We start from the raw sequence: 25,931 nt of genomic DNA on the forward strand, positions 1-25,931 counted from the left end.
GGCTTGTTTTCGCAGCCTTTCAACCAGCGTCATTGCGCTGGCTAAGAGGTGCTACCCTATCGCTCCCGGCCCCGTTCGACCGTCCATTCCGGCGCCTCGAAGTCCAGCGCATCTTCCGGCTCGGCCAGCGCCAGTTCCGAAATCGTCTGGCCCCGCACCGACACGCCCGCCGTATGGACCGTCTCGCGACTGCCCGAGATCAGATGATGCCATTTCGCCAGCGGCCGCCCCTCGTGCAGCCGGCGATAGGCGCACGACTTGGGCATCCACTCCAACGCCTCGATGTTTCCGGGCGTCAGCTTGATGCAGTCCGGCACCTGGGCCTTGCGGTTCGCATAGTCCGAACAGGCGCAGGCGTTCGGATCGAACAGCTTGCAATGCACCCGCGTCGGAATGACCTCGCCCGTATCCTCGTCCTCGAACCGGATCACGCAGCACAGCCCGCACCCGTCGCACAGCCCCTCCCACTCGGAAGGCGACATCTCGGCCAGGGTCTTGGTTTCCCAGTAGGGCTGCATGGCGCGCCTCATACGCGCCGCGCCGCCGCTTGTCACAGCCTCAATGCCCGACCGTCTTGGAGAACAGGCTTATCACCACCACTCCGCCGACGATCATCGCCAGCCCGACCATCGCCGGCAGGTCCAGCCGCTGGCTGAACACCACCGTCCCGATCACCGAGATCAGCACCACCCCCAGCCCGCTCCAGATCGCATAGGCGATCCCCACCGGCATCTGCCGCAAGGCGATCGACAGAAGGTAGAACGCCAGGCCGTAGCAGACCGCCATCCCCGCCGTCGGCCAGGCCCGCGTGAACTGCTGCGAGGCCTGCAGCATCGTCGTGCCCGCCACCTCCAGCGCGATGGCGCCCAGCAGCGCGGCCCAGGTGATCATGTTCATGACAGGCCCATAACCCGGCCCGACGCCCGGCCGCAAATCCACAGCCTGCGGCTCGTATCGCCTTTCCAGTGGCGAAATGGGCCTGGACCCCTTAGATCACACCCGTTTCCGCCCCCCTCCGCCGCGCTGTGCGCGGTTTCCCTCTCCGGCGTCGCCCGAGAGGATCGAAAGTCACATGGCAGCCAGACCCCCTCTCGTCGCACTCAAGGACGTCCGTCTTCAGGACGGCCAGCGCCCCCTCTTCGACGGCGTCGACCTCGCGGTCGAACCGCGCAGCCGCGCCGCCCTGGTGGGGCGCAACGGCGCGGGCAAGTCCACCCTGATGAAGGTCGTCATGGGCCTGATCGAGCCCGACAGTGGCGACCGCTCCATCCAGTCCGCCGTCCGCTTCGCCTATGTGCCGCAAGAGCCCGTGATCACCGGCGAGACCCTGCTGGACTATGCGTCGTCGGGCGAGGCCGAGACCTGGACGGCCGAAAGCTGGCTGGAGACCTTCGGCCTGAACCCGGCGAAGTCGACCCAGGGCCTGTCTGGCGGCGAAACCCGCCGCGCCGCCCTGGCCAAGGCCTTCGCCGAAGAACCCGACCTGCTGCTGCTGGACGAGCCGACCAACCACCTCGACATCCTGGCGATCGAACTGCTGGAGAACGAGCTGATCCAGGCCCGGTTCGCCCTGCTGGTCGTCAGCCACGACCGCGCCTTCCTGAACCGCGTCACCAACACCGTCCACTGGCTGGAAGGCCGTCGGGTCCGCACCCTGAACAAGGGCTTCGTCGAGTTCGACGAATGGTCCTCCAAGGTGCTGGAGGAAGAGGCGGAATCCCTGCGCCGCCTGACCAAGACCATCGAGCGCGAGACCGCCACCTTCTATTCGTCCATCACCGCTCGCCGCAGCCGCAATGAAGGCCGCGCCCGCTCGCTTCAGGCGCTGCGCGCCGAACGCGCCGAGAAGATGAAGGACGTGCCGCGCGAACTGTATCTCGGCGTCGATTCCGGTTCGACCTCGGGCAAGCTGGTCGCCGAGATCAAGCATGTCTCAAAGGGCTTCAACGGCCGCACCCTGTTCAAGGACCTGACCACCCGCATCATCCGCGGCGACCGTCTGGGCATCGTCGGTCCAAACGGCGCGGGCAAGACCACCCTGGTCAAGACCCTGCTGGGCGAACTGGCGCCCGACGAGGGCACGGTGCGCATGGGCGCGAACCTCGAGCCGGTCTATCTGGATCAATCGCGCGAGGGGCTGAAGTCGGACATGACCCTGTGGGACGCCCTGACGCCGGGCGGCGGCGACAGCATTCTGGTGCGCGGCGTGTCCAAACACGTCGCCGCCTACGCCAAGGACTTCCTGTTCTCCGAGGCCCAGTTGCGCCAGCCGATCTCGACCCTGTCGGGCGGCGAGCGCAACCGCCTGCTGCTGGCCAGGGCGTTGGCCAAGCCGGCCAATATGCTGATCCTCGACGAACCGACCAACGACCTGGACATGGACACGTTGGACAAGCTGGAAGAGCTGCTGGAGGGCTATGATGGCACCCTGATTCTGGTCAGCCACGACCGCGATTTCATCGACCGGCTGTCCACCTCGACCCTGGCCCTGAACGGACGCGGCGACATCGTCGAGACCCCCGGCGGCTGGACCGACTTCATCCGCCAAAACCCCGGCTTCCTTCAGCCCGGTTCGAACCCCCGCCCCCAGGACAAGGCCGCCGCCCAGCGCGCCGCCGCGGCGCCCCTGCCCGCCGTCGCCCCAAAAAAGACCGCCAAACTCTCCTTCAAGGACGCCCACCGCCTGAAGGAGCTCGAAACGCTCATCGACACCCTGCCCGCGACCATCGCCAGACACGACGCGACCCTGGCCGACCCTGGCCTCTACACTCGCGACCCCAAGGCATTCGACGCCGCCATGAAGGCTGCCGAAAAGGCCCGCGCCGAGCTGGAATCCGCCGAACTGGAATGGCTGGAGCTGGAAGAGAAGAAGGCGGCCCTGGCGGGATAAATACCGAACGGCTCGTCACTTTGGCGAGGACGGCTTCAGGTCCTAACCCTGACTGTCCGGATCCCCGGGCGGCGTCTTCGCTGCACCCCGGTTCTGCATCACGCTGACGGCGATGCAGGCGACCAGGCCGAACGCGAACCACAGGCCGAACTTGCCCGTCAAAAGCCCGACCAAGCCAAAGATCAACAGGACGCCGAAGGGGGTGAGCCGTTTCATGGGGCGGACGATAACCGGCTTTGTCATGGCTGACGAGGCTAGGCCAAAGGCCCCGACTTGAAACCAAACCCGCCGCCGCACACTCAAGCTTCATGACCCTGCGCAGCCACCTCGTCGAGTTCGCCCCGCCCCAGCAGGCGGCGGTGCGGCGGATTAACGCCGTCCTCTCCCGCGCGCCGCGTCTGCGCACCGACGGCTGGCGGATCGATGCAGGCCAGCGGCTGTCGCTGTGGCTGGACGCGGCCGCCGGGCGGGTCACCACGCCGCGTCTCAGGAAGCGCGGCGTGACGGTCGAGATCGTCCAGACGGACGGCGACCACCCTGTCCCCTTGCGCATCCTGCATCCGACGGGCACGCCCCGCGCCGTCATTCTGGACATCCACGGCGGCGGCTGGGTGCTGGGCAGCGCCGGGCTGAACGACCGGCTGAACGCCCATCTGGCCCACCACGGCTTCTGCGTCGTCTCCGTGGATTATCGCCTGCTGTCCGAGCGGCGTCAGATCTATATCGACGCCGCCATCGCCGACTGTCTGTCCGCCGCCTATTGGACGGTGACGAATGTCGATCGACTGGGCGCCTCGACCCTGTTTCTGGCGGGCGAATCCGCCGGCGGGCATTTGGCCGCCCTGACCGCCGTCGCCCTGCGCGACCAGGGGCTGATTGATTTGGTGAAGGGCTGCGTCTTCACCTACGGCGTCTTCGACCTGTCGGGCACCGAAAGCGTGCGCTCGGCCGGGCCAGAGACCCTGCTGTTCAACGGCCCGACGATGCAGGCCGATCTGGCGCGCCTGGCGCCGGATCGCGACGAGGCGGCCTTGCGCCAGCCCGACGTCTCGCCCCTGTATGCCGACTTGACCGGCCTGCCGCCCGCCCTGTTCCTCGCCGGCGAGCAGGACCCTCTGTTCGAAGACAGTCTGTTGATGGCCACGCGCTGGGGTGAGGCGTCGGACGCGGACCTGATCCGCGTGCCCGAGACCCCGCACGGCTTCCTGCATTTCGGCGGCCCGGCCGCGCGCGGCGCGCGCAAGGCGATCCGCACTTGGCTGAACGCCCGGCTTTAGCTCGCCTCGATCAGTTCGCGGATCCGACTGCCCAGCGCCTCCATGGCGAAGGGCTTGGTCATGACGTGCATGCCGGGATCCAGGTGCCCGTTGCCGACCACCGCATTCTCGGCATAGCCGGTGATGAACAGCACCTTCAGGTCCGGCCGATCAATCCGCGCCGCATCCGCCATCTGACGCCCGTTCATCCCGCCCGGCAGACCCACGTCGGTGACCAACAAGTCAATCCGCGCGCCCGATTGCAGCAGCTTCAGCCCCGCCACGCCGTCGGACGCCTCGATGCACTGATAGCCCAACTCATGCAGAATTTCGGCGACCAGCATCCGCACCGTCGGCTCGTCGTCCACGACCATGACCGTCTCGCCGGCCTGGGCGCGCGGGGCCTGTTCGACCTCGGGGATCAGATCGGCGTCGTCCACCTCGCCGAAGTGGCGCGGCAGATACAGGCACACCATCGTCCCCTCGCCCGCCTCGGAATAGATCCGCACCTGCCCGCCCGACTGGCGCACGAAGCCATAGATCATCGACAGGCCCAGGCCCGTCCCCTCGCCCAGCGGCTTGGTGGTGAAGAAAGGTTCGAACGCGCGCGCCGCCACCTCGGGCGCCATACCCGTGCCGGTGTCGCTGACGCAGATGGAGACATATTGGCCCGGCTCCAGATCCTGGGCCTTGGCCGTGCGCGCGTCGATCCAGCGATTGCCGGTCTCGATGGTCAGACGACCGCCGCTCGGCATGGCGTCGCGTGCATTGATGCACAGGTTCAGCACCGCGTTTTCCAGCTGGTGCGCGTCGATCAGCACGGGCCACAGGCCGGCGCCGGCGACCACCTCCACCTCAATGCCCGGCCCTGTCGTGCGCCGCACCAGATCCTCCATCCCGCGGATCAGGCGGTTGGGATCGGTCGGCTTGGGATCCAGGGTCTGACGCCGCGAGAAGGCCAGCAGCCGGTGCGTCAGGGCCGCCGCCCGTTTCGCCGCCCCCTGCGCCGCCACCGTGAACCGCTCCACCTCGGCATGACGCCCCTGCGCGATCCGGTTGGTGATCAGTTCCAGGCTGCCGCTGATGCCGGCCAGCAGGTTGTTGAAGTCGTGGGCGATGCCGCCGGTCAGCTGTCCGACCGCCTCCATCTTCTGGCTCTGGCGCAACGCCTCCTCGGCCTGCATCAGGGCGCTGGTGCGCTCGGCGACCTGTTCTTCCAGGGTCTCGTTGAACCGCGCCAGTTCGGCCGACTGGCGGCGCAGGTCCTCGATGTCGGTGTTGGACCCGACCCAGCGCAGGATCCGCCCCTCTTCGTCGTACACAGGCTCGGCCCGAACCATGAAGGTGCGATAGACGCCGTCGTGGCGGCGGATGCGGAACTCGTTCTCATAGACCTGGCCGCTGGCCAGGGCCTGGACCCAGCGCTCGGACGCCCAGTCCAGGTCGTCCGGATGAACGATCTTGCCCCACCCGGTCGTGCCGTCCAACGCGCCTTCTGCAAGGCCGGAGTAGGCATAGACCTGGGGGTTGAACCAATACAGCGACCCGTCCGCCCAACTGGCCCATATCTGGATCGGCGTGGCCTGGGCGAAGACCCGGAACTGGGCCTCACTGTCGCGCAGGGCCGCCTCGCTGCGCGCACGTTCGGTCGCCGAGCGCACCCGCTCCGCCACCTCCCGCATCAGCCGCAGATCGCTGTCGGTGTAATGTCGCGGCGTCGCATGGTTGACGAACACCATCGCCACGACCCGCCCCTGTTCCATCAGCGGCATGTTGACGAACGACCCGGCGCTGATGGCCCTCAGCGCCTCGGCCGTATCAGCCGTGCGGGGATCGCGGGCGACGTCGTCGATCGCCACCGTCTCGCCGCGCTTGATGTCCTCGATATAGGACCCGTAGTCGCGGAACGACAGGACGCCGGCGATGCTGCTCACCCCCGGCTGGTTGAAGTCGCGCGCGATGGTGATGGTCTCGGCGGCCGTGTCCACCGTGCCGTATCCGGCCCGGCTCACGCCCATGGTGCGGGCCAGAACCTGGGCGGAGGCCTGGGCGATGTCGCCGGCGTCGGTCAGGTCGCGAATCGCGTCGTTCAACTCCAGCAGCGCATTCTGGCGCGTCTCGCTCTGCTTTCGCTCGGTGATGTTGTTGAACAGGATGGCGACCTGCCAGGCACCCGGCTGGCCGATCCGCAGCGCCTGAACGTCATACCAGCGACCAAAGATGTCGGCCGGGTTTTCGAACCGCACCGGCTCGCCTGTGCGCGCCACCCCGCCGTAGAGATCGAACCAGTGCTGCTCCAGCCCCGGCGCGATCTCGCTGACCCATTTGCCGTAAGGGTCGACCAGGCCGGTCATCTCCTCGAAGGCCTTGTTGCCCTCGACGATCCTGTAATCGACGGGCCGGTCGGCCGCGTCGAACTTCATCTCGATGACGCAGAAGCCTGTCGCCATCGCCCCGAACAGGGCGCCGTATCGCGCTTCGCTCAGCGCCAGCGCCTGGTCCGCCCTGTGGCGATCCGACACATCCATCCCCTGGATGAATACGCCCCAAACCCGACCGTCCTCCTTCAGCGGCTGGAAGACGAAATCGACGTAGCGGTCCACGACCTCGCCGCCCGGCTCAGCCTGAACGGCATACAGGGCGCTGTCGGCCCGGTGCGCCTCGCCGCTGCTATAAACCTGGTCCAGCAGATCCAGATAGCCTTGCGCCACCGCATCGGTCAGCACCTCGCCCACCGTGCGCCCGATAACCTCGCGGTGGCCGATCACCTTCTGATAGTTGGGATTGGTCAGCTCGAACCGATGGTCCGGCCCCGTGACCAGCGCCATGAACCCCGGCGCATGGGCGAACATCTGGGCCAGCTGGCTGCGATTGATGCCGATAGACAAGGCGTGGTCAGAGCCGGTGTTGGACAACGAATTCCCCCAAGGACTTTTGTCCGTTGATCACAGAACCCAAAGCGCGCCGCACGGTTGCAGCGCAATGTGTCCGACGCCGGACATAGGGCTCTATCGCCGCGTTTCTGTGGACAAGACAAGATGCTGATCCGCAATCGCGAATTTGATCCGTCCACCGATGTTCACAGACTTGTCCACCGCCGCCGGGCCAATCGTGCACACTGGGGCGAGTTCGGGCGCTTGCCTCATAGCCGGTTTCGTCCGAACGTCAACAGGCCAAGGGACACGGGGCAGCGGAAATCCAGGGAGACCTGGACCTCCAGCGAACCGGCCCGGCTCTCCGACCCGGCGCTTCGGGCGATCTTCGGATCGTAACGTGCGACAGGCGGGATCCAGGCTCCAGTCTTCGACGGTCTTCGGATCGACGGCAGACGGGAGAACCGGATCGGGATCGACGGACGACGCGGACTAAAATGCCGTGGGACGCCGAAGACCAGGAGCGCGACAGGATACAGCCGACCGCCCTTTCGGGTTCGCTCGAAACGGCGCTGACGCCAAGGTCCAGACCCAAACGGCCAAGTCCAACCCGGACTTGGCGAGGGGACGAAGCTGACGGGTCCGCCCGAACGCTTCGTCCCCTCGCTCAATTGGGGCGCCGACAACGCGGCCGACTGACGCCCCGCCTTCCCAAGGCCCCTATCGCCCCGTAAGTCAGGGGCATGAGCTTGTTGGGGAATCGCCTGCTGACCCGTCGCCGTGCGCTGATCGCGGGCGGGGCGGCTGTGGCGGCGGGGACGATCGGGCTTCGGGCCTGCGGGCGGGCCGAGGCGCCGGTCGACGAACAGGGCCGGGTGCGTTTGCGTTTCGCCACCGACTGGCGCGCCCAGGCCGAACAGGGCGGCTTCTATCAGGCGCTCGCCAGCGGGGCCTATGAGAAGCGCGGGCTGAACGTCCAGATCGTCCAGGGCGGGCCGGGCGTGAACGTGCCGCAACTGCTGGCCTCGGGCGCGGTCGAACTGGGCATGGGCTCCAACAGCTTCATCCCCTTGAACTTGGTCGCGTCCGGCGCGCCGGTGAAGGCGGTCGCCGCCTTCTTCCAGAAGGATCCGCAGGTCCTGATGGCCCATCCCGACGAGGCGCTGGAGACCATCGCCGATCTGGCCGGACGACCCTTCCTGCTGTCCGAGGCCGGGATCAGCACCTTCTGGGTCTGGCTGAAGGCCAAATACGGCTTTACCGACGAGCAGCTGCGCCCCTTCGCCTACGACCCCGCCGCCTTCATCGCCAATGCGCGGGCGGTGCAGCAGGGCTATCTGACCAGCGATCCCTACGCCATCGAACAGTCGGCCGATTTCGACCCGCGCGTCTTTCTGCTGGCCGACGAGGGCTATCCCTCCTACGCCGCCATGGTCCTGGCGCCCAACGCCTTCGCTCGGGACAATGCGGCGGCGCTGCGCAGCTTCATCGCCGCCTCGGCGGAAGGGTGGCGCGACTATATCCGGGGCGACGCCTCGGCCGCCGACGCTCTGATCCGCAAGGACAACCCAGACATGACCCAGGCTGTGCTGGATCAGGCCCGCGAGCGCCTGCGCGACTACGCCATCGTCGATGGCGGCGACGCGGCGCTTTACGGCCTGGGCGCCCTGACCGAGGAACGCTGGCAAGCCTTCTTCGACGTGACCTCGAAAGCCGGGGTTTACGAGGCCGGTCTGAACTGGCGCGACGCCTTCACCGACAACTATCTGCCCGGTCGCGGCTGACACGCGGTCGTTGTCGAATCCTGGCTTCACATTAGCGCGGGATTAAGGGTCCGAGCCCTAGTGTGTGCGCTGGAATTCCTCTCCGGAGAGCCGCCGTGCGCCGCGCCCTCGCAGTTTCGATCGTCCTGACCGCCGTCAATCTGGCGGCCGGCGCCGCCGTGGCGCAACAGGCGCCGACCAACGCGTCGGGCCTGCGCTACCTGTCCTGGCCCGGCAAGCCGACAGTCGCCGCCCGTGCGACGCCGACGCCCGCCGTCATCCAGGCCGAGGCGCCCGCCCCGACCGTGACCGCCGCCAACCGCACCCTGCCCGGCGCCATCCCGCTGGCCCGCCTGTCGCCTGCGCCTTCGGTCGCCCCCTCGGTCACGACTCCGCGCAGCAACGGCCTGACGCCCGCCAGCGCCTGGATGCCCCAGCGCGCGCCGATGCAGGCCCAGCCCGCGCAGACCCCGCCCGTAGAGGCCGCCCCCGTAGAAGCCACCCCGGCGCAGACGACGGCGACGCGCGTCGCGCCCTCGCCCTATGTTCCGGAGCCGCAGCCTTCCGCGCCTCAGCCTCAGCCTGAACCTCAGATGCAGGCCGAGCCTCAGCCCGCTCCGCAACAGGCCGCGCAGGAGCCCGCGCCCCAGCAGGCTCAGGCGGCCGTCGCCGATCCGATGGCCCCGCGCCGCGACGCCCCCATCTATCGCCTGCAACGGCCCCAGGCCGGCGCGCCGCTGGACGCCGCCGCCGTCGCCGCCAGCGGTCAGGCCGCCCCGATGCCCACAGCCGGCGACAACAGCGCCCGCTACTATTCGGTCCACCGCCAGGCCGGCCGTCACCCCGACGCCATCCCTGCGCCGCAGCAGACCTACCTCGACGCCATGCCGGTCCAGATGGCCCAGACACCCCAGTCCAGCGACCTGGCCCAGCCGGACGGTCCGCCTGCCCTGATCCGCAACGCTAACGGCAGCTTACGCGCCGTGCCTCAGACTGAAGCCGACACCCTGCCATGAACGATCGCGCCGTGATCGAACCTGCCGAGATCAAGGGCTCGCGCCTGCCCGAACTCATCGCCCTGGCCAGCGAGGAGTCCAGCGAAAAGCGTCGTCTGCTGCTGCGCGAACTGACGGCCCACTTCTTCGGCGCGCCGGCGCCCAACGCCAATGAAACCGCGCTCTACGGCACGGTCCTGGCCAAGCTGTCGGCCGAGATGGAGGTCGCGGTCCGTGCCGAGCTGGCCGCCCGTTTCGCCCAGGCTCCCAACGCCCCCCACAGCCTGATCCGCCGTTTCGCCGACGACGAGATCGAGGTCGCCGAACAGGTTCTGCGCGCCTCCACCGTCCTGACCGATGAAGATCTGATTCAGGTCGTGCGCAAGCGCAGCCAGGGCCATCTGCGCGCCGTCTCGGGCCGCGCGACGGTGTCCGAGGCGGTTTCCGACGTCATCGTCGAACACGGCGACGACGACACCTTGAACACCCTGCTGCGCAACGACGGCGCCCAGTTGTCGCGCGCCGCCTCCGAAACCGCCATCGAGCGCGCCAAGGCCAACCCGGCCCTGCATGCCGCCACCGTCGAGCGCCAGAGCCTGCCCGCCGACCTGCTGAACGAGATGTATTTCGTCGTCGAGGCCCGGCTGCGTCACCAGATCCTGGAACAGAACGCGCGCATGGATCCGGCCCTGCTGGAGGCGGCGCTCGCCGCCGGCCGCACCCGCGTCGCCACCGACGACGGCGCCCTGCCGGCCGACTATGCCGAGAACCTGGCCTATATCGACGAGCTTCAGGCCGCCGGCCAGTTGACGCCGCAGACCCTGATCCGCTTCCTGCGCTCCAACGGCCGCACGCCTTTCCTGATCGCCCTGTCCAAGTTGGCCGACATCGACTTCCACACCGCGCGCGGCATCGTCGAGCGCAAGGACCTGGACGCCCTGTCGGTGGTCTGCAAGGCGGCCGACATGGACCGCGCCGTCTATCTGACCTACGCCGTCGCCGTCCTGGGCGCCGAGGACAATCCGATGGGCAAGGCCGCCGCCTACGGCCGCATGTACGGCGAACTGACCCGCGACGCGGCGCTGCGCACCCTGCGCTTCTGGCGCATGCGCCGCACCGCCCAGGCAGCGTAAGCCAGACACGCCAACGTCTCCCTCCCCCTGCGGGGGAGGGTGGTCGCGCAGCGACCGGGTGGGGGCGGCCCGGCACGGGCGCGCTCATCAAATCAAAGACAAATCCGTGGGACGTCGCCCTGCCGTCCCCACCCGGCTTCGGCTGCGCCTCAGCCAACCCTCCCCGATACGGGGAGGGAGAATGCTTGTGCGCCCCAAAAGAAAAACGCCCGCCTCCTGATGGAAGCGGGCGTCTCCAGACCGAAAACGGGTTCGGCTTATTTCTTCGCGCGGGTTCCGGCGGCGCGGGCGGGCTTGCGGCCGCCCTGGCCCAGGCCCATCGACTTGGCCAGTTCCGAACGCGCCTTGGCGTAGTTCGGGGCGACCATCGGATAGTCTTTCGGCAGACCCCATTTGGCGCGGTATTCTTCGGGGCTCATGTCGTATTTGGTGCGCAGGTGACGCTTCAACGACTTGAACTTGCGACCGTCTTCCAGGCAGATCAGGAAATCGGGCGCGATCGACTTGCGGATCGGCACCGCCGGTTCCTTGGGTTCAGGTTCGGCCTCGACCGGACCGTTCGACACACCCGACAGGGCGGCGTGAATATTGGCGATAAGCGCAGGCAGGGCCTCTGCCGAGACCGAGTTATTGCCGACATAGGCCGACACGATGTCTGCGGTCATCTCAAGCAGTTCGGGCTTATCTTCCATTATCGGCTTCGCTTTCCTGATTTATTGAGTTCGGCTGATTCTCCAACCGAACGACCCCAATAGCGTCATAGGGTTGTTTCGCCGTGAAAGCAAACACGCGTATAAGCGGTGCGATATGCACGTCTATGCATTCGACTTTAGTGATCAGACCTATCGACCGAAGTCTTCGGCCAACACCATCATCGCCGCCCGCTCCGGCGCCGAATATTCATCGACGGCGTCATCCTCGCCGTCGCGAATGGCGCGCAACAGCGTGGGGGTCAGGGCCGAGGACAAAGACCAGTTCCAGTAACGCAGCACCGTCTGGGCGCGATCAACCGCCAGCATTTCATAGGTGATCTGCACCCGCTCCCAGTCGGGATGGATCTTGCCGTCCGCCGTCGTCTCGGGCCGCCGCATCGAGCGCCACAGATGGGTCAGATCGACGCGCGACATCCCCGTCGCCTTGCACAGGATCGCCAGCGGCTCGCCGCCCGGATCGCCCAGAAGCTTGGCCCCCGTCAGCGGCTTGATCCCGGCCAGGAAGGCGATCTCGGACGCCGTCTCGCGCGTCAGGCCGTCGCTGGCGGCGACCATGACGGCGTGTTCCAGATTGTCGAACGGGCTCTTTTGAATGGCGGCGCGATTGCGCTGGCGGCGCTCGATGAACTGAAGCGCCTTGCGCGCGACAGGATCGGACCAGCTTTCGTCATTGGCGATGGCGAAGACGTCTTCCGACGCCTCCTGCATGACTTCGCGCGATACGGCGAACCGTTGCAGGATGGTGCGGCGATCCTCGGGCGCGCACCACCAGAACATGACATAGGCGCCCGAGGGTCTCAGCTCGGGCCGTTTCAGCAGGGGGCTGCACAGGCTCGGCGACTGGCGGCTCAGGCCCACCACCGTCTCGATGCCCAGCTGCGACAGGCGCGCGGTCGTATTGCGCAGCACCGCCTCGATCACCTCCATCTCGCCGAAGGAGAACAGGGTCTCGGTCACGATCTCCGACAGACCCCGGCGCACCGCCAGCAGCATCCGGTGTTCGAAACTGGCGTCGCGCGCGCAGCCGACGATGTCCGCATCGCTCAGCGAGGCGCATTGTTCGATCAGCAGGCCGGCGATATCCGGGTCGTCGCGCAACAGGATGCGCGCCACGCTGTTGGGCAGTTCGGCCAGCGGCGCCAGACGCGCGGCCACCCGCTTTCGCTCGTCATGTGACGCGAGGCGCAGCATCTCGACCAGCAGGTCGCCCGTCACCGCCCGCTCGAAGGCGTTGATGCGGCTGGCGGGCAGCGACACGACGTCGGCCAGACGCTTCAGCAGCGCCCGGCGCGCACGCAGCGGCGGCGGCGTCGCCTCTTCCCCGATCATGGCTGCCAGATCGCCCATCCCCCCACCTTAGAAGCGAGCGGTTAACCGGGCGTGAGCCGGATCAGCTCTTGTTGACCACCACCACGATGGCCAAGATCATAAAGGCGATGACCGCCAGAACCCGCGCGATCCACGGCGCGGCGACGAAGACGCCCAGAACGGTGATCCCGCTCTTGACCGCCTCGGGCCGCGTCAAGGCCTCCTTGAACGTGTCCGACGGCCGCGCCGCGTCGCCCGCGATCGGATGGCCGCAGTTGGGACAGGCGACCGCCGCCTCAGACACCTGACGCCCGCAGGCGGGGCAAGGGATCAAGCCCATGCTCAGCCTCCCACGCGTGGCGTGATGCGGATCTCGACGCGGCGGTTCTTCTGACGCCCGTCGGGATCGTCCGAGCCGTCCGGCTTGACGTTGGGAGCCACGGGTCTCCGCTCGCCAAAGCCTTCGGCGCCCAGGGTGCGCCCGGCCTCGCGTTGTAGCCGCGCCGCCACCGCCCGCGCGCGGCGCAGCGACAGGCCCTCGTTATAGGCGTCGTCGCCCTTGGCGTCGGTGTGGCCGCCGATACTGACCTGGGCCTGCGGATAGCTTTTCAGCAGTTCCGCCGCCCGCGTCAGGGCCGGCTCGGCGTCCGCCCGGATTGTCGCCTTGTCGAAGTCGAACAGAACATCGGCCGGCAGGTCGATCACGATCACCCCGTCGGTGCGCCGCGCATTCAGCTCGCTCAGCAGGCTGCGGGTGGTCTCGACCCGTTCGGGCGCGACCTCGGACGAGACGAACACGCTTTCCAGCGCGCTGTCCGGCCCCGACTTGGCGAAGGTGGACCGGGGCGCGGCCATGTCCTTCTCGAAGGTTGAGCGCAGGCCGATGGCGCTGCCACTCATCAGCCGCACCGTCAGGGCCGAAGCAACGCAGGGCGTCAGTCCCGCGGCCAACAGCGCCGCCGCCATGGCGGGCGCGTGTCGTCCCGTCATCCGGCCGCTCCGCTCGTCGGGTTCTGGGCGGCCTGGGCGGTCAGCGGAATGGTCATGCGCAGGAACGGACCGATGATGCTGTCCGACGTCGAGCCTTCGTTGAACACCAACGAAATCTGGTTCACGCCGGCCGGCACCGCCCCCATGAAGACCAGCCGGCCGTTCATGGTGTCGCCCTTGGCGATGGTCATGTACGGATTCCCCTCGGGCGGCTTCAGACGCAGCTTCTGGCCATTGGGCAGTTCGATATAGGTGGCTTCGGAGGCCATCTGGACGCTGTTGGTCATGTCGCTGGCGAACGAGATGCTGACGTCCAGGATGGTCGCGTCTTCGGCCAGATCGACGTTCTTGACCCGCACCGTGGCGCCCACATCGGTCACGCCCTGCACATCCACCGGCACATTGCGGATCTGGCGCGGCTGGGCGGTGACGGGGGTGTTGGCGGCGGCGGCGGCCTGTTGCTCGGGCGACATCGACGGATCGACCGCCGCCTTGTCGTCATTGTTGGAACAGGCGGCGAGCGCCATGGCCGAGACCCCGGCGACGGCGATCAGGCGAAGGGCGGCGACAGGCATGAAACGCTCCGGCATTGTTGATCCGCCGCGCGTCGTCCCTCATCCCAAGCGGAGCCGCACGCGCGTCCGATATCGAACACGCGAACGGCCTAAAGGCTCCGCTTGGAGCGTGGTCGTTTTTTGACGAAGCCGCGTGGCGGCGGCGTCAGAAAGCGTGAATCACGCTCGCTTCAAAGCCCTTCGAAAAGCGCGGTCGAAAGATAGCGTTCTGCGAAGGACGGGATGATCACCACGATCGTCTTGCCCGCATTCTCCTCGCGCGCGGCGATGCGGAAGGCGGCGGTCAGGGCCGCGCCCGAGCTGATGCCGACGGGAATGCCCTCGACCCGCGCGGCCTTTCTGGCCATGTCGAAACTGTCGTCGTTGGAGACCTGCTCGACCCCATCGACCACCGACGGATCATAGATGGCGGGCACGAAGCCGGCGCCGATGCCTTGAATCTTGTGCGGGCCGGGCGCGCCGCCCGACAGCACCGGAGAGGCCTCGGGCTCGACGGCGATGAACTGCACCGACGGCTTCTTGGCCTTCAGCGCCTGGCCGACGCCCGAAATGGTGCCGCCGGTGCCGACGCCGGCGACCACGATATCCACCACCCCGGCCGTGTCGTTCCAGATTTCCTCGGCCGTCGTGACGCGGTGAATGGCGGGGTTGGCCAAGTTCTCGAATTGCGATGGGCTGATGGAGTTCGGCGTGGTCTCCAACAGCTCCTGCGCCCGCGCGATCGCGCCCTTCATCCCCTTTTCGGCCGGCGTCAGCTCAAGCCGCGCGCCCAGCAGCGCCAGCATCTTGCGCCGCTCGATCGACATGCTTTCGGGCATGCAAAGCGTCAGCTTCAGCCCCTTGGCCGCCGCCACGAAGGCCAGGGCGATGCCGGTGTTGCCGCTGGTCGGCTCGATCAGCACCGTGTCCTGATCGATCTTGCCCGCCTCCTGCAGCGCCTCGACCATGGCCACGCCGATCCGGTCCTTGACCGAGGCGATCGGGTTGAAGAACTCCAGCTTGGCCAGAACCGTCGCCTTGGTATCGTATTCCGCCGACAGACGCGGCAGACGCACGATGGGGGTGTCGCCGATAGTGTCGACGATCGAGTCATAGACCTTGCCCCGGCCCTTCTTCAGGTGGCGGGACGCGTCATAGCTGAAGTCGGTCATTGGAAAAGGTCTCCTCGAATGCTGGCGCACAACAGATAAGGCCTTGCCGCCCCACGCAAGGGGTGACGCGCGATGATTTCTGCGAACGACCGTCAGAACCCTTGAGCTAAAGCCAGCCGGCGGCCCGCAGGTTGGCCACCCGCGCGCGCGACACCGGCGCCGTCAGGCCGCCGGTCAGGGCCAGGCGCAGGTTACGGCCGTCCTCGACGACCCCGACGATGGCCGCGCGCGCCACCCACCACGAGCGATGAGTCTGAAGCCCCTCGACGCCCTTCAACGCCGAGACGGCCTGCGACAGCGACATCAGAACAAGCTGCGACCCCCGCGTCGTGTGCACGCGCACATAATGGTCCTCCATTTGCAGGCAGATCAGGTCGCGCCCCAACCCGGCGGGCAGGGTGCGCGCGAAGCCCGGATCGCCTTGATCCGCTCGCGTCGCCGTAGCGGACGTCCGCATCCGCAACAGGGCGTAGAGCGCGACATAGACGGCCCCGATCAGCAGTGCCTGCCCATACCATTCGACCCAGCCGACACGCTGGCGAATGCCGGGCCACAGGACCACGGCGATGATCCGGCTGATCACGGCGGTAGGCCCGCTGGCGACGACGATCAGCATGGGCAGCCAGAACCGCATGGACACGCGTCTGCGGCGCATCCTGGGCCAGGCCAAGCGGATCGCAGCGCCGAACACCGCGCCGCTGATCAACAGAACCGCCGTCCAATAGCCGATCCGCACCGCCAGCCCATCGTTGAAGAAGCTGCCGAAGGGACCGACCGCGCCCAACACCGCCCCCGTCAGCGCGCAGGCCGCCAGATCGACGGCCCAGGCGCGCGGCGTATTCAGTCTGTCAGCGGCGTTCTGCGTCATCGTCCCTTCCCTCGTCAGCCCACTATCGTCGAACCCTTCGCCCGTCCACGCACCCGTTCGCCCATTGGCGAAATGCGGCTGGCGCTCTCTCCGTCTTGCCCCGAACAGCGGGTCGTCTCGACCAACGGAAACCGACATGCCCCATCGCTCGCCGCCGCAAAACCTGATCGCCGGCTTCGGCCTGGCCCTGATGCTTCTAGCCGGCGCCGCCTCGCCCGTGCAGGCGACCGCGCCACAAGCCGAAGGCCCGGCGCGCGCCCAGATCGATCCGCAGGCGCCCGATCAGGTCCTCACCTTTCCCGGCGGCCCGGACGGCGCGGTGGAGGCCGGGGTCTGGCTGCCGGCGCGTCCCGCCGGTGGCCTGCCCGCGCCCCTGATCGTAATCTCGCACGGCAACGGCGGCGGCTTGCGCAGCCATGCCGACACCGCCAGAGCCCTGGCCGACGCCGGCTTCGTGGTCGCTGCCCTGACCCATCCCGGCGACAACTACCGCGACATGAGCCGCTCCACCCAACTGACCAATCGCGCGCCCCAGCTCAGCCGCCTGATCGACTACATGACCGGCGACTGGCGCTTGCAGCCGGGCGGCGTCGCCGTCGATCCGAACCGCATCGGCGCCTTTGGCTTCTCGGCGGGCGGCTTCACGGTCACCTCGGCCATTGGCGGGGTCTCGGACGCGGCGGCCATCGGCGACCATTGCCAGGCCCATCCCGGTTTCTTCGCCTGCCGCCTGCTGGACGCGATGGGGATCGACCTGTCGACCTGGCGTCCGCGTGCGAAGGACGACCGGATCAAGGCCGCCGTCATCGCCGCCCCGGCCCTGGGTTTCTCCTTCACGTCCGACAGCCTCGCCGCCGTGCGCATTTCGGTTCAGCTGTGGCAGGCGGGCGCCGACGACATTCTGCCCGCGCCCTATAATGTAGAGCCAATCCGCGATCGGCTGGGCGCCGCGCCCGAGTACCACCGCGTCGAAGGCGCAGGTCATTACGACTTCCTGCCGCCCTGCTCGCCGGCCCTGGCGGCCGAGGCGCCGCAGATCTGCACGCCGACGCCACACTTCGACCGCGCTGTTTTTCACAAGGATCTCAATCGCGAGATCGTCCGCTTCTTCCAGCGAACGCTGTAGCGCCGCGGGGACCGGTCCGGGCGAAACCGATACGGATGACCATGGCTCTTGCGCCCCCACGCAAGGGGTGACGCGCGATGATTTCTGCGCAAACCTTTCAGAGCGGCTATGTCAGCCTATATGTCGCCGTCGCGCGAACCGAGATTTCCGTCCTTGCCCCATACCCGCCCGCCCTCCGACCCCGGCCTGACCCCGGAGATCGCCGAACTGGTCGCCGAGGTGTGGGCCGACGCGGCGGCAAAGACCCAGATCCAGATGGACGATCCGGTCGCGCCCAAGGTCGAGGATGCGCCGACGCCCGAGACCCGTTCCATCGCCGACGAGTTGCGCTATCGCCTGAAGCAGCAGTCGCTGCTGGCGCGTTTCGGCGAGGTGGCCCTGCGCGAACGCGATCGTCAGGCCCTGCTCGACGCCGCCTGCGTGGTCTGCGCCGACGGCCTGGAGACGCCCCTGTCCAAGGTGCTGATCCACAATGAAAGCCGTGACCGGCTGGTCTTGGTCGCTGGCGTGGGCTGGAGCGGCGAGGTCGAGGGTCACGCCTCGCTGGGCGTCGAGCTGGATTCGCCGGCCGGCTACGCCTTCCAGACCGGCAAGCCGCTGATCTCCAACCATCTGGAGAACGAACAGCGCTTCCATACGCCCAAACTTCTGGCCGACCACGGCGTGCGGCGCGCCATCAACGTCCTGATCCGGCCCGAGCTGGACGGCGAACCTTGGGGCGTGCTGGAGGTCGACAGCCCCGACGAGGGTCAGTTCGACGCCCGCGACGCCCTGTTCCTGGACGCCTTCGCCGCCGTCGTCGGCGCCGCCATCGCCCGCCAGCAGACCGAGCAGCGGCTTCTGGCCGCCATCGAGCATCAGGCCCTATTGACGCGAGAGGTCAGCCACCGCGTCAAGAACAGCCTGTCGCTGGTCTCCAGCCTGCTGTCGATGCAGGCGCGCGGCGCGGCCTCCGACGAGGTGCGCGCCGCCCTGGCCACGGCTGGGTCGCGCATCCAGGCCATCAGCGAAGTCCACGACCAGCTGTGGCGCGGCGCCGACGTCCAGACCGTGATCCTGTCCGACTTCCTGTGCCAGCTGTGCGAGGCCATAGACGCCGGCAGCGACCGCCATGTCGTCACCTGCGAGGCGTCCGATGCGCCGCTGGGCGCCGACATCGCCATCCCGCTCGGTCTGATCGTGAACGAGCTGGTCACCAACGCCATCAAATACGCCTATGGCCCCGAGGGCGGGGGCGTCTCGGTCACAGGCCGCATCGCCGACGGACGCCTGACCGTCACCGTGGCGGACCAGGGCAAGGGCTTCGACCTGATCGCCGCCCGCAGCGATCGCAGCCTGGGCATGCGCGTCATCGACAGCCTGGTCCGCCAGATCGGCGGCACGATCGAGAACCAAACTCAGGGCGTCGGCGCGATCCTGGTGGTCGAGGCCCCGGCGACCTAACGCTCCAGCACCGCGCGCCCCGGGTCGAAGCCGACGACCTCGCGGATGACGATCATGCTCTTGAAGCCGCGCACGCCCTTTTCGGGGACCAGTTCGCGGATGCCGAAGGCCTCGTAGTCCTGCATGGACCGCACGGCGACGGTCAGCAGATAGTCGGTTTCACCCGTCACGTCCCAGCAGCCCTGAACCTCCGGGCTGGCCTTCATGGCGCGCTGGAAGGCGTCCATGACTTTACGATCCTGGGTGTTCATCTCGACCTGGACATGCAGGACGATGCGCGGTTCGACCCGCGCGGGATCGATCACGGCGACGTCAGCGGCGATGACACCCTCGGCACGCAGACGACGCAGGCGGCGCAGGACGGCGGATTCCGATAGGCCCACCGCCTCGGCCGTCACCCGCGCCGGCTCCAGATTGTTGCGCCGGACCCGCATCAACAGCTTATGGTCGAAATCGTCGAGCGTGACGAAATTCGTCATTACAGGGTCTCCATTGACGATTTCCGTCGCATTCAAGCGGAAATTCGCCGGGAAGCGCAAGCGGCGTTACGCTAGCTTTACGCCATGACGTCGCTGGCCCTGAAAACCCATCTGAACTCGCCGCTGGCGGCGCGGCTGATCCCCTATCTGGCGCTGTTTGCGGGCATGGTGACGCTGGCGTGCGGCACCTCCTTCGCCAAGACTCTGTTTCCGGTGATCGGGGCGGAGGGGACCTCGGCCTATCGCGTCGGGATCTCGGCCGTTCTGCTGGTCGCCGTGTTCCGGCCCTGGCGGTTCCGCCTGACCCGCTCGGACCTGGCCGCCATCGCCCTGTATGGCGTCGTGCTGGGGGCGATGAACCTCAGCTTCTACATGGCCCTGCGCACCATTCCGCTGGGTCTGGCCATCGCCATCGAGTTCATGGGGCCCCTGACCCTGGCCCTGATCCATTCGCGCAAGCCCATCCATTTCGCCTGCATCGGTCTGGCGGTCGTGGGGCTGGGCCTGCTGCTGCCGATCAAGGCGGGGGCCGGCGCGCTGGACCCCGTCGGCATGGCGCTGGCCGCCTTCGCCGGCCTGTGCTGGGCGCTGTACATCGTCTTCGGCAAGCGGCTGTCGCACCTGCACGCAGGTCAGTCGGTGGCGCTGGGCATAAGCGTGGCGGCCATGGTCGTCGTGCCGTTCGGCGTGGCCCATGCGGGCGCCGCCTTGCTGAACCCCGCCATCATCCTAGCCGGCGTGGCGGTGGCGATCTTCTCCAGCGCCCTGCCGTATTCGCTGGAAATGGTCGCCTTGCGCAGCATCCCCAAACGCACCTTCGGCGTGGTGCTCAGCGCCGAGCCGGCGGTCGGCGCCCTGGCCGGGCTTGTGATCCTGCACGAGCATCTGAGCGGCCAGCAGTGGCTCGCCATCGCCGCCATCGTCGCCGCCTCGGTCGGCGCCATTGCGACGACGCGGGAGGCGAAAATCGAGCTGGAGCCGAGCGCGCCCTAGAACTCTTCCCAGCCCGCGTTCGATGCCGCCGCCGCAGCCGCGCCGCCGCTGGCGAAGGCCCGGATGCGGGCGCGTTCGCGGGCCAGGGGGACGGGGGCGGCGGCCTGCGACAGGTCATGGATGCGGGCCTGAGCCGGCGCTTCGCCCGTCTCGAAGCGTTCGACCAGCAGGGCCAGTTGTTCGGTTTCGGACTTCAGGCTCATGGCGGCGGCGGTCGTCTGTTCGACCATGGCCGCATTCTGCTGGGTCACCTGGTCCATCTGGTTGACGGCCGTATTGACCTGGCTCAGCCCCGTCGCCTGTTCCTGAGCCGAGGCGGCGATCTCGCTGACCAGGGCGTCCATCTCCGCCACCTTGACTGCAATGGCCGACAGGGCGGCGCCGGTCTCGTCGACCAGTTTGACCCCTTGCGCCACCTCCTGGCCCGAGGTGGTGATCAGGGTCTTGATCTCCTTCGCGGCTTCCGCCGAACGCTGCGCCAGGGCCCGCACTTCGGAGGCGACGACGGCGAAGCCGCGTCCCGCCTCTCCCGCCCGCGCCGCCTCGACCCCGGCGTTCAGGGCCAAGAGATTGGTCTGGAACGCGATCTCATCGATTACGCCGATGATGTCGCTGATCTGGGTCGAGCTGCGCTTGATGCCGTCCATCGCCGCGATCGCCTGGCGCACCACCTCGCCCGACCGGTCCGCCTCGGCGCGCGCGCCCAGGGCCGCAGCCGAGGCCTGTTTGGCGCCGTCCGCGCTGCGCTTCACCGTGGCGGTGATCTGGTCCAGCGCCGCGGCCGTTTCTTCCAGACTGGCGGCCTGCTGTTCGGTGCGGCGCGACAGGTCGTCGGACGCGCTGGAGATCTCGCCCACCCCGCCCCTCAGACCCGACACGGCCCGCAGCGCCTGGCCCATCGTCTGGCGCAGGCTTTCGACCGCAGCATTATAATCGTCGCGCACCCGCACATGGTCGCCTTTCACCGGCGCATCGATGCGCGCAGTCAGGTCGCCAGCCGACAGCTTGTTCAGCACCCCAGCCAGAGCGTCGACCAGCAGGGTCTGGGCGCTTTCCGCCTCGACCCGTTCGGCCTCGCGGCGCCCGGCCTCCTGTTCGTCGGCGGTGATGTCGATGGCCAGCTTGATGACCTTGGTCGGCCGCCCGTCGGGGCCGAACACCGGATTGTAGGAGGCCTGCAGCCAGACCTCGCGGCCGCCTTTGGCCAGGCGGCGGAACTTGCGCGCCAGGAACTGACCGGCGTTCAGCTCGCGCCAGAAGGCGGCGTAGTCGGGCGAAGCCGCCTCGGCCGGGTCCATGAAGGTTCTGTGGTGGGCGCCCCGGATCTCGTCCAGACTATATCCCATCGTGGTCAGAAGGTTCTGGTTGGCGTCGATAATGGTGCCGTCCAGCTTGAACTCGATCACCGCCTGCGACCGGCCGATGGCGGCCATCTTGCCGTCCAGATCGATCAGCCGATCCTGCATGTCCGACGACTTCGGTTTACGCGCGAACATAGGTTGCAACCTCTTCGCTATCGGCCGGCCCCCGCCCGCCTCGGTTGTAAGATTAGCCCTCTAATTAGTTGAAAAATCGTTGCCCGCTTTAGTTGCAATCGAGACGCAATAATCGCTGTCTTATCCCCCGCCTTCCAGCAGCGCTTCATCGGTCGTTAACCACGTTGCCGCATCTGTTGAGGCCTGTTCCTGGGGTCTGATTTTTGCGCAATCTCGTCGCCGCCGTCGAAGCGATCGATCCGCTGGTCGTGACCGGCAAGGTCGCGGGCGTGTCGGGCCTGCTGATCGAGTCGCGCGGCGGCCTGTCGCGTCTCGCCGTCGGCGCCCGGGCCGAGATCGGACGGCGCGGCCACGATCCCCTGCCCGCAGAGGTGGTCGGTTTTCGCGATTCCAAGGCCCTGCTGATGCCCTTCGGTCCGGTGGAGGGCGTGGCCCCAGGCGCCGACATCCGCATCATCGACCAGGCCGCCAGCGTGCGCCCGACGACCGCCTGGCTGGGCCGCATCATCGACGCCTTCGGCCAGCCGATCGACGGCAAGGGACCGCTGCCGCAAGGCCCCGCCCCCTATCCCTTGCGCGCCCCGCCCCCGCCCGCCCATTCGCGCGGCCGGGTCGGCGAGCGGCTGGACCTGGGCGTGCGGGCCATGGACGTCTTCACCACCACCTGCCGGGGCCAGCGCCTGGGCATCTTCGCCGGTTCGGGCGTGGGCAAGTCGGTGCTGCTGTCCATGCTGGCCAAGGAAGCGACCTGCGACGCCGTCGTCGTCGGCCTGATCGGCGAACGGGGCCGCGAGGTGCGCGAGTTCGTGGAAGAGACCCTGGGCGAAGAGGGGCTGAAACGCGCCGTCGTCGTGGTCGCCACCTCGGACGAACCGGCCCTGAAACGCCGTCAGTCGGCCTATATGACCATGGCCATCGCCGAATATCTGCGCGACCAGGATCTCGAAGTTCTGTGCCTGATGGACAGCGTCACGCGCTTTGCGATGGCCCAGCGCGAGATCGGGCTGGCGGCCGGCGAGCCCCCGACCACCAAGGGCTACACCCCCACCGTCTTCACCGAACTGCCCAAGCTTTTGGAGCGCGCCGGTCCAGGCCCGATCCGGCCCGACGGCACGACGGCGGCGCCGATCACCGCCCTGTTCACCGTCCTGGTGGACGGCGGCGATCATGACGAGCCGATCGCCGACGCCGTGCGCGGTATTCTGGACGGGCACATCGTCATGGATCGCAAGATCGCCGAACGTGGGCGCTTCCCCGCCATCGACGTGCTGAAATCCGTCAGCCGCACCATGCCCGCCTGCCAGACCCCGCCCGAGCGCGAACTGAACAAGCGCGCCCGTCAGTGCCTGAGCGCCTATGCCAACATGGAAGAGCTGATCAAGATTGGCGCCTACCGCACCGGCGCCGACCCCATCGTGGACCGGGCCATCGCCCTGAATCCGGCGCTCGAAGATTTTCTGGGACAGGACAAGGACGATGCGACGCGTCTTTCCGATTCCTTTACCCGGCTGGAAGCAATCCTGAACCAAGGCATGATCAGGGAGTGATGATTTAGATGACCGCTTGGGCCCAATCCCTGATCCGCATCTCCAACTATGAGGTCGAGACGCTACAGAAGCGCCTGGCCGAGATCGCCGAACGCCGCGCCGGCGCCGAACTCCGCATCGCCGTGCTGGACGCCGAGGCCGAGGGCGAACGCAACCGCGCCCGCATGGATGCTGAGGCTGGCATGATGCTGGGCGCCTATCTCAACGGCTGGAAATCAAGGAAGGCCGCCGCCGAAGGCGACCTGTCGGTGCTGGACGCCGAGGAAGCCGGCGCCCGCGACGCCCTGACGGGCGCCTTCGAAGAGCTGAAGAAGTTCGAACACGTCGCCGAGACCACCCGCCTGAACCAGCTGATCGCCCTCGCCAAGCGCGAAACCGCCGCCTTCGACGAGCTGGGCCTGCGGAAGCGTGCGGTCTGACTTTGAAAATCCTCCCTCGCATCGCGGGGGAGGGGGACCGCGCGTAGCGTGGTGGAGGGGGCGGACGTCGCACGAACCCTCGAATTTGGATCTTGCGCAACAGGCTGACACCCCGTCTGAGGTCGCCCCCTCCACCGCTTCGCGGTCCCCCTCCCCCGTTCCGCTGCGCTCCTCGGGGGAGGATTTCACCCGCCGCGCTATCCTCGCCGCCCCTCTTGCGCTCGCCGCCTGCGACCGCTTCGCCTCGGCGGAGCCGTCGCCGCCCAACGTTCCTCCGCTGAAGTCCATCGCCCCGGCGCCCTTCGGCACGGCGATCAAGGCCAGCCAGATCGACGACCCTGACTGGGTCGCGCTGGCCCGCGCCAACGTCTCCCAACTCACGCCCGAGTGGGAGATGAAGATGGAATACATCCTGGCGAACGGCCTGGACCGGCCCAACTTCGACCGCTCGGACCGCATCGCCGCCTTCGCACAGGCAGAGGGCATGGCGATGCATGGCCACACCCTGATCTGGTATGCGCAGGGCAAGGAGGCCTTCGCCGGCCTGTCGGGCACCGCCTTCGACCGCGCCTTTGACGGCTATATCGCCGCCGTCGCCGGCCGCTATCGCGGCAAGGTCCGCAGCTGGGACGTGGTCAATGAGCCGATCCTGGACGACGGGTCGGGGATGCGCGACTGCCACTGGTCGGCGCGATACGGCCAGGACGGCTACATCCTGCGCGCCTTCGAAAAGGCCCGGATCTCGGATCCTGACGCCGTCCTGTTTCTCAACGAATACAATCAGGAAAGCGTGCCGGCCAAGGGCGCGCAGTTCCTGAAACTGGTCGAGCGGCTGCTGAAGGCCGGCTGTCCGCTGCAGGGCCTGGGCCTGCAATCCCATCTGTGGATCGACATCCCCGAAGGCGTCATCGCCGCCTATATGCGCGAAATCAGCCAGTTCGGCCTGCCGATCCATGTGTCCGAGCTGGACTGCACCCTGCGCACCGAAAACCGGCTGGACCTCCGCAGCCAGGCCGACCGGATCGCGGCGCAAGGCGCGCGCGTCACCGAACTGGCCTCTGCCTTTGCGGCCCTGCCCAAGGCCCAGCAGTTCGCCTTCACCGTCTGGGGCCTGCGCGACACCGACAGCTGGTATCGCCAGGGCGATAAGGACGACGGCCGGGACAAGCCCCTGCCCTTCGACAGCTTCGGCCGTCCCAATCCTATCGCGGCCGCCATCGCGGCAGGCTTCAAGACCGCCGCCTGACGACAGGCCTCTGAATACGGAAACGCCCGGCCGTCTTGCGACAGCCGGGCGTTCCTGTGCGAACCGGAGAGGGCGGCCGGTTTACTTCTTCTTGGCGGTCGCGGCGGCCGGCGCCTGGACCGAGGTCTGGGCTTGGGCTTGATGACCACGACGGTGCGCACGCGGGGCGCGGGCCGACGGCGCAGGGGTCGTCGCGGAAGCGGTCGCGGCCGGACGGGCGGTCATGGCGGTCGAGGGCGCCGGGGTCGTGCCGGCGAAGGCGGCGCCGCTGGTCAGGGCGACGAAGGCGACGGCGGAAACGGCGGCGGCGGTGCGGAAGGATTTCATGTCGATGTCTTTCGTTTGAAGGTCGAAGTCTCAGGAGTGTCGGGGGTCCTGCCGGCCGGGGACGCCGGCAGGACCAGCAAGGCGTCGGGCCTTACCTCTTCTTGGCGGGCGTCACGGCGCGGTGGGTGCGGGCGTGGCTGACCCGATGATGCGCACGGGCGGAGGCGGCGGGGCGGGCGTGAGCGCCCGACGACGGGGCCGAAGGGGTGCCGGCGAAGGCTGCGCCGCTGGTCAGGATCACCAGTGCGGCGGCGCCGAAAGCGGCGGTGGAACGGAAGGACTTCATGGCGGGTCTTTCTGTGTGTTTGGCGTCCGGCCTCGTGTCGGACAGTCACTGTTT

26 protein-coding genes are annotated in these 25,931 nt (G+C 67.8%); 11 read left to right on the forward strand and 15 right to left on the reverse strand.

Going from position 1 to position 25,931, the window contains the following annotated elements; genetic code table 11:
• Nucleotides 1–56 precede the first annotated feature (56 nt).
• Together BLR19_RS06395 and BLR19_RS06400 are read right to left on the reverse strand one after the other, a co-directional pair.
• Nucleotides 57–518 (reverse strand): YcgN family cysteine cluster protein, encoded by a 462-nt coding sequence (locus BLR19_RS06395; RefSeq protein WP_091749164.1) that lies wholly within the window; start codon nt 516–518, stop codon nt 57–59.
• A 40-nt stretch (nt 519–558) separates the two neighbouring features.
• On the reverse strand, nt 559–897 hold the full coding sequence (locus BLR19_RS06400; protein WP_091748489.1) for a DMT family transporter: 339 nt from the start codon (nt 895–897) through the stop codon (nt 559–561).
• A 175-nt stretch (nt 898–1,072) separates the two neighbouring features.
• Here BLR19_RS06400 and BLR19_RS06405 point away from each other — a divergent pair, with 175 nt between their 5' ends.
• Nucleotides 1,073–2,890 carry an ABC-F family ATP-binding cassette domain-containing protein gene (locus BLR19_RS06405; RefSeq protein WP_091748492.1) on the forward strand — a complete coding sequence of 606 codons (1,818 nt, stop codon included), beginning with the start codon at nt 1,073–1,075 and terminating at the stop codon, nt 2,888–2,890.
• Between the two features lie 42 nt (nt 2,891–2,932).
• On the opposite strand, the gene BLR19_RS14800 is transcribed toward BLR19_RS06405, so the two are convergent.
• Nucleotides 2,933–3,106 (reverse strand): hypothetical protein, encoded by a 174-nt coding sequence (locus BLR19_RS14800; protein WP_176758279.1) that lies wholly within the window; start codon nt 3,104–3,106, stop codon nt 2,933–2,935.
• Nucleotides 3,107–3,198: 92 nt separating this feature from the next.
• Here BLR19_RS14800 and BLR19_RS06415 point away from each other — a divergent pair, with 92 nt between their 5' ends.
• A complete protein-coding gene (locus BLR19_RS06415; RefSeq protein ID WP_091748497.1) occupies nt 3,199–4,167 on the forward strand; it encodes an alpha/beta hydrolase in 969 nt (322 codons plus the stop codon).
• Here the strand turns inward: BLR19_RS06415 and BLR19_RS06420 are convergent.
• Nucleotides 4,164–7,034 (reverse strand): PAS domain S-box protein, encoded by a 2,871-nt coding sequence (locus BLR19_RS06420; protein WP_218119328.1) that lies wholly within the window; start codon nt 7,032–7,034, stop codon nt 4,164–4,166. The two genes, BLR19_RS06415 and BLR19_RS06420, sit on opposite strands and share 4 nt — an antisense overlap.
• Before the next feature lie 728 nt (nt 7,035–7,762).
• On the opposite strand from BLR19_RS06420, the gene BLR19_RS06425 reads away from it, so the two are divergent.
• The 3 genes from BLR19_RS06425 to BLR19_RS06435 all read left to right on the forward strand — a co-directional run bounded on the left by BLR19_RS06425 (nt 7,763) and on the right by BLR19_RS06435 (nt 10,910).
• Nucleotides 7,763–8,803, forward strand: a complete 1,041-nt coding sequence (locus BLR19_RS06425) for an ABC transporter substrate-binding protein (protein WP_091748500.1) — start codon at nt 7,763–7,765, stop codon at nt 8,801–8,803.
• 95 nt (nt 8,804–8,898) lie between these two features.
• Nucleotides 8,899–9,798: a hypothetical protein gene (locus tag BLR19_RS06430; RefSeq protein WP_091748503.1), complete on the forward strand. Its 900-nt coding sequence runs from the start codon at nt 8,899–8,901 to the stop codon at nt 9,796–9,798.
• On the forward strand, nt 9,795–10,910 hold the full coding sequence (locus BLR19_RS06435; RefSeq protein ID WP_039244673.1) for a DUF2336 domain-containing protein: 1,116 nt from the start codon (nt 9,795–9,797) through the stop codon (nt 10,908–10,910). The genes BLR19_RS06430 and BLR19_RS06435 overlap by 4 nt, the downstream gene beginning before the upstream one ends.
• Before the next feature lie 257 nt (nt 10,911–11,167).
• On the opposite strand, the gene BLR19_RS06440 is transcribed toward BLR19_RS06435, so the two are convergent.
• The 7 genes from BLR19_RS06440 to BLR19_RS06470 form a co-directional block, all read right to left on the reverse strand.
• Nucleotides 11,168–11,602 carry a Ros/MucR family transcriptional regulator gene (locus BLR19_RS06440; RefSeq protein ID WP_055753018.1) on the reverse strand — a complete coding sequence of 145 codons (435 nt, stop codon included), beginning with the start codon at nt 11,600–11,602 and terminating at the stop codon, nt 11,168–11,170.
• A 150-nt stretch (nt 11,603–11,752) separates the two neighbouring features.
• Complete coding sequence (locus BLR19_RS06445; RefSeq protein WP_091748506.1) at nt 11,753–12,970, reverse strand: DUF2336 domain-containing protein; 1,218 nt, start codon at nt 12,968–12,970, stop codon at nt 11,753–11,755.
• A gap of 43 nt (nt 12,971–13,013) precedes the next feature.
• Entirely contained in the window at nt 13,014–13,271 is a 258-nt protein-coding gene (locus tag BLR19_RS06450) for a zinc-ribbon domain-containing protein (protein ID WP_091748509.1), read from the reverse strand.
• Between the two features lie 2 nt (nt 13,272–13,273).
• Entirely contained in the window at nt 13,274–13,921 is a 648-nt protein-coding gene (locus BLR19_RS06455) for an OmpA family protein (protein ID WP_091748512.1), read from the reverse strand.
• Nucleotides 13,918–14,496, reverse strand: coding sequence for a hypothetical protein (locus BLR19_RS06460; RefSeq protein WP_143007337.1), 579 nt, complete (start codon nt 14,494–14,496; stop codon nt 13,918–13,920). The genes BLR19_RS06455 and BLR19_RS06460 overlap by 4 nt, the downstream gene beginning before the upstream one ends.
• Before the next feature lie 170 nt (nt 14,497–14,666).
• Nucleotides 14,667–15,647 carry a cysteine synthase A gene (gene cysK, locus BLR19_RS06465; RefSeq protein WP_091748518.1) on the reverse strand — a complete coding sequence of 327 codons (981 nt, stop codon included), beginning with the start codon at nt 15,645–15,647 and terminating at the stop codon, nt 14,667–14,669.
• Between the two features lie 106 nt (nt 15,648–15,753).
• Complete coding sequence (locus tag BLR19_RS06470; RefSeq protein WP_176758280.1) at nt 15,754–16,515, reverse strand: LytTR family DNA-binding domain-containing protein; 762 nt, start codon at nt 16,513–16,515, stop codon at nt 15,754–15,756.
• Nucleotides 16,516–16,651: 136 nt separating this feature from the next.
• Between BLR19_RS06470 and BLR19_RS06475 the strand changes: the two genes are divergently transcribed.
• Together BLR19_RS06475 and BLR19_RS06480 are read left to right on the forward strand one after the other, a co-directional pair.
• Nucleotides 16,652–17,641: an alpha/beta hydrolase family protein gene (locus tag BLR19_RS06475; protein ID WP_091748524.1), complete on the forward strand. Its 990-nt coding sequence runs from the start codon at nt 16,652–16,654 to the stop codon at nt 17,639–17,641.
• A 153-nt stretch (nt 17,642–17,794) separates the two neighbouring features.
• Nucleotides 17,795–19,084 carry a sensor histidine kinase gene (locus BLR19_RS06480; RefSeq protein WP_255366470.1) on the forward strand — a complete coding sequence of 430 codons (1,290 nt, stop codon included), beginning with the start codon at nt 17,795–17,797 and terminating at the stop codon, nt 19,082–19,084.
• Here BLR19_RS06480 and BLR19_RS06485 read toward each other — a convergent pair.
• Nucleotides 19,081–19,563 (reverse strand): Lrp/AsnC family transcriptional regulator, encoded by a 483-nt coding sequence (locus BLR19_RS06485; protein WP_066629457.1) that lies wholly within the window; start codon nt 19,561–19,563, stop codon nt 19,081–19,083. The genes BLR19_RS06480 and BLR19_RS06485 overlap by 4 nt on opposite strands.
• Nucleotides 19,564–19,647: 84 nt before the next feature.
• On the opposite strand from BLR19_RS06485, the gene BLR19_RS06490 reads away from it, so the two are divergent.
• Nucleotides 19,648–20,556, forward strand: coding sequence for an EamA family transporter (locus BLR19_RS06490; protein ID WP_091748527.1), 909 nt, complete (start codon nt 19,648–19,650; stop codon nt 20,554–20,556).
• Here BLR19_RS06490 and BLR19_RS06495 read toward each other — a convergent pair.
• On the reverse strand, nt 20,553–22,052 hold the full coding sequence (locus BLR19_RS06495) for a methyl-accepting chemotaxis protein (protein ID WP_255366471.1): 1,500 nt from the start codon (nt 22,050–22,052) through the stop codon (nt 20,553–20,555). The two genes, BLR19_RS06490 and BLR19_RS06495, sit on opposite strands and share 4 nt — an antisense overlap.
• 203 nt (nt 22,053–22,255) lie before the next feature.
• Here BLR19_RS06495 and fliI point away from each other — a divergent pair, with 203 nt between their 5' ends.
• From fliI to BLR19_RS06510, 3 genes are all read left to right on the forward strand, one after another.
• Nucleotides 22,256–23,599, forward strand: coding sequence for a flagellar protein export ATPase FliI (gene fliI / locus BLR19_RS06500; RefSeq protein WP_055753010.1), 1,344 nt, complete (start codon nt 22,256–22,258; stop codon nt 23,597–23,599).
• 8 nt (nt 23,600–23,607) lie between these two features.
• Nucleotides 23,608–24,018: a flagellar export protein FliJ gene (locus tag BLR19_RS06505; RefSeq protein WP_055803572.1), complete on the forward strand. Its 411-nt coding sequence runs from the start codon at nt 23,608–23,610 to the stop codon at nt 24,016–24,018.
• Between the two features lie 85 nt (nt 24,019–24,103).
• Nucleotides 24,104–25,264, forward strand: a complete 1,161-nt coding sequence (locus BLR19_RS06510; RefSeq protein WP_091748531.1) for an endo-1,4-beta-xylanase — start codon at nt 24,104–24,106, stop codon at nt 25,262–25,264.
• An 81-nt stretch (nt 25,265–25,345) separates the two neighbouring features.
• Here the strand turns inward: BLR19_RS06510 and BLR19_RS06515 are convergent, their stop codons facing one another.
• Together BLR19_RS06515 and BLR19_RS06520 are read right to left on the reverse strand one after the other, a co-directional pair.
• Nucleotides 25,346–25,591 (reverse strand): hypothetical protein, encoded by a 246-nt coding sequence (locus BLR19_RS06515; RefSeq protein WP_091748534.1) that lies wholly within the window; start codon nt 25,589–25,591, stop codon nt 25,346–25,348.
• Nucleotides 25,592–25,682: 91 nt separating this feature from the next.
• Nucleotides 25,683–25,877: a hypothetical protein gene (locus BLR19_RS06520; protein WP_091748537.1), complete on the reverse strand. Its 195-nt coding sequence runs from the start codon at nt 25,875–25,877 to the stop codon at nt 25,683–25,685.
• Nucleotides 25,878–25,931: the final 54 nt, after the last annotated feature.

The organism is Brevundimonas sp. 374, from assembly GCF_900102995.1.
In the GTDB taxonomy this organism is placed as follows: domain Bacteria; phylum Pseudomonadota; class Alphaproteobacteria; order Caulobacterales; family Caulobacteraceae; genus Brevundimonas; species Brevundimonas vesicularis_C.

Bases quoted from the DNA above. Each gene is read 5' to 3' on its own strand.
- BLR19_RS06455 (WP_091748512.1), bottom strand. From the start codon at position 13,921: ATGACGGGACGACACGCGCCCGCCATGGCGGCGGCGCTGTTGGCCGCG.
- BLR19_RS06475 (WP_091748524.1), top strand. From the start codon at position 16,652: ATGCCCCATCGCTCGCCGCCGCAAAACCTGATCGCCGGCTTCGGCCTG.
- BLR19_RS06450 (WP_091748509.1), bottom strand. From the start codon at position 13,271: ATGGGCTTGATCCCTTGCCCCGCCTGCGGGCGTCAGGTGTCTGAGGCG.
- BLR19_RS06440 (WP_055753018.1), bottom strand. From the start codon at position 11,602: ATGGAAGATAAGCCCGAACTGCTTGAGATGACCGCAGACATCGTGTCG.
- BLR19_RS06415 (WP_091748497.1), top strand. From the start codon at position 3,199: ATGACCCTGCGCAGCCACCTCGTCGAGTTCGCCCCGCCCCAGCAGGCG.
- BLR19_RS06485 (WP_066629457.1), bottom strand. From the start codon at position 19,563: ATGACGAATTTCGTCACGCTCGACGATTTCGACCATAAGCTGTTGATG.
- BLR19_RS06425 (WP_091748500.1), top strand. From the start codon at position 7,763: ATGAGCTTGTTGGGGAATCGCCTGCTGACCCGTCGCCGTGCGCTGATC.
- BLR19_RS06445 (WP_091748506.1), bottom strand. From the start codon at position 12,970: ATGGGCGATCTGGCAGCCATGATCGGGGAAGAGGCGACGCCGCCGCCG.
- BLR19_RS06490 (WP_091748527.1), top strand. From the start codon at position 19,648: ATGACGTCGCTGGCCCTGAAAACCCATCTGAACTCGCCGCTGGCGGCG.
- BLR19_RS06400 (WP_091748489.1), bottom strand. From the start codon at position 897: ATGAACATGATCACCTGGGCCGCGCTGCTGGGCGCCATCGCGCTGGAG.
- BLR19_RS06435 (WP_039244673.1), top strand. From the start codon at position 9,795: ATGAACGATCGCGCCGTGATCGAACCTGCCGAGATCAAGGGCTCGCGC.
- BLR19_RS06520 (WP_091748537.1), bottom strand. From the start codon at position 25,877: ATGAAGTCCTTCCGTTCCACCGCCGCTTTCGGCGCCGCCGCACTGGTG.
- cysK (WP_091748518.1), bottom strand. From the start codon at position 15,647: ATGACCGACTTCAGCTATGACGCGTCCCGCCACCTGAAGAAGGGCCGG.
- BLR19_RS06405 (WP_091748492.1), top strand. From the start codon at position 1,073: ATGGCAGCCAGACCCCCTCTCGTCGCACTCAAGGACGTCCGTCTTCAG.
- BLR19_RS06470 (WP_176758280.1), bottom strand. From the start codon at position 16,515: ATGACGCAGAACGCCGCTGACAGACTGAATACGCCGCGCGCCTGGGCC.
- BLR19_RS06395 (WP_091749164.1), bottom strand. From the start codon at position 518: ATGCAGCCCTACTGGGAAACCAAGACCCTGGCCGAGATGTCGCCTTCC.
- BLR19_RS14800 (WP_176758279.1), bottom strand. From the start codon at position 3,106: ATGAAACGGCTCACCCCCTTCGGCGTCCTGTTGATCTTTGGCTTGGTC.
- BLR19_RS06515 (WP_091748534.1), bottom strand. From the start codon at position 25,591: ATGAAATCCTTCCGCACCGCCGCCGCCGTTTCCGCCGTCGCCTTCGTC.
- BLR19_RS06505 (WP_055803572.1), top strand. From the start codon at position 23,608: ATGACCGCTTGGGCCCAATCCCTGATCCGCATCTCCAACTATGAGGTC.
- BLR19_RS06460 (WP_143007337.1), bottom strand. From the start codon at position 14,496: ATGCCTGTCGCCGCCCTTCGCCTGATCGCCGTCGCCGGGGTCTCGGCC.
- BLR19_RS06495 (WP_255366471.1), bottom strand. From the start codon at position 22,052: ATGTTCGCGCGTAAACCGAAGTCGTCGGACATGCAGGATCGGCTGATC.